Genomic DNA, 1,766 nt, shown 5'->3' on the forward strand with positions numbered 1-1,766 from the left:
ATAAAGACGGTTTTAAAACTTTTGTTTAATTTCGCAGTATATCTTTTTAAGACATCACCACAGATATCCCTATATTGGTCAAGTGCTGCTGATATATCCATTGTAACTCTTTGTGTGGATTGCTTAAAGTTGCTGAAAATCAGCCATTTGATCAATTCTTTCGTGCTAACTTTTGTTAATATAACTCATTAATATCGAGATAGTTAATTAATTATTTACCGAAGTATTGTATAAACAAATCTGGCTTATCAATCTTCCCATAATGGTAAGCCTGCTCATGGAACAGTTGATTAATTTAACCGATTCCATTTTCTTGGGACACGTCAGCCAAATAGATTTAGGGGCTTCGGCATTGGCGGCAATGTACTATTCCGCCATTTATATGCTCGGATTTGGATTCAGTCTTGGGGCACAAGTCGTTATCGCCAGACGCAACGGTGAGGGAAAATATACGGAAGTCGGCAAAGTATTCTATCAGGCTTTAATCTTTTTATCCCTCTTTGCCATTGTCGTTTTCGCATTATCGAAACTATTTTCCCCCGCTTTGCTTCGTTTGCTTATTACTTCTGACAATATATATCAGGCGACTGTACGCTATATCGAGTGGCGAGATTATAGCTTTCTATTTGCTTTCCCTTTGTTGGCAATACGTTCCTTTTTTATCGGAACGACCAATACCAAAATTCTTACCGCCAATTCCATTGTTATGGTAGTGTGTAACATTGTTTTCAACTATCTACTGATTTTTGGTAAAGCAGGATTTCCCCGATTTGAAATCAGTGGGGCGGCTATCGGTTCTTCCCTTGCAGGATTGGTCGGATTGATATTCCTCATTATTTATATGTGGAAGCATGTAGATAAAAAACGATACGGAATACATGCTGTGTTTGATTTGAAACTATCGTTGCACCTGCTTGGTATATCCGTTTGGACTATGATCAGGCAATTCTTCTGTATCGCTCCGTGGTTTCTATTCTTTGTAGCGATTGAGCATTTAGGGGAATGCGAATTGGCTTCCGCAAATGTCGTCAGAAGTATTTCCATGCTCTTTTTTGTGATTGTCAATTCGTTTGCAACCACCAATATTTCATTGGTAAGCAATCTTATCGGGGCAAAGAAATCGGAACAGGTTATGCAGACTTGTCGGCGTGTCATTAATCTGGATTATGCGATAGGGATTCCGCTTATAATACTGGCTTTTATCTTTTCGGATAGACTGTTAGGGTTATTTACGAATGATACAGAAGTTATTCAGACTGCATTTTATCCGTTTTGTGTAATGCTTTCCACGTTTATTATTTCCGTTCCCGCCTACACCTATTGCAATACGGTAATCGGCACGGGTAATACGAAGATAGCATTTCTGTTTCAAATGATTAACATAGCTATCTATCTACTATATCTGTTTATACTATCCCGCTCTCCAAACATTCCGCTTGCCGTATATTGGACAGCCGAACAGCTATATGTACTTGTACTGCTGGCATTATCATTGGCATATCTTAAACGGAATAAATGGCAAAGTAAGGTTTTATAGCTCTGATAAATATTTAGTTATGTGGGATATTCTTGACACCGAACTATATGTGATTTTATCAGACCCTTTATATAAAAGCAATTCTGATTCAGATACGGAGCTAAAGAAAGCGTATAAAGAGTTTGTTGAAGAACTAATTAGTCGCTCCTTAAAAAGTATATAATAAGTTATTTACCAACAAATTATCTCTTAAATTATTTGCTTAATATTGCAGAATTTCGTATCTTGA

1 protein-coding gene is annotated in these 1,766 nt (G+C 37.1%); it reads left to right on the forward strand.

Translation table 11 applies throughout. The features are described from left to right. Positions 1-262: 262 nt before the first annotated feature. The gene (locus D0T84_RS22120; RefSeq protein WP_163310080.1) at positions 263-1,537 is read left to right on the forward strand and encodes an MATE family efflux transporter; all 1,275 of its coding nucleotides are present in this window, start codon (positions 263-265) and stop codon (positions 1,535-1,537) included. Positions 1,538-1,766: the final 229 nt, after the last annotated feature.

It is taken from the genome of Dysgonomonas sp. 521 (assembly GCF_010501055.1).
In the GTDB taxonomy this organism is placed as follows: domain Bacteria; phylum Bacteroidota; class Bacteroidia; order Bacteroidales; family Dysgonomonadaceae; genus Dysgonomonas.

What these genes read in the sequence shown, in the direction of transcription:
- D0T84_RS22120 (WP_163310080.1), top strand. Translation starts at nt 263, where the DNA reads ATGGTAAGCCTGCTCATGGAACAGTTGATTAATTTAACCGATTCCATT.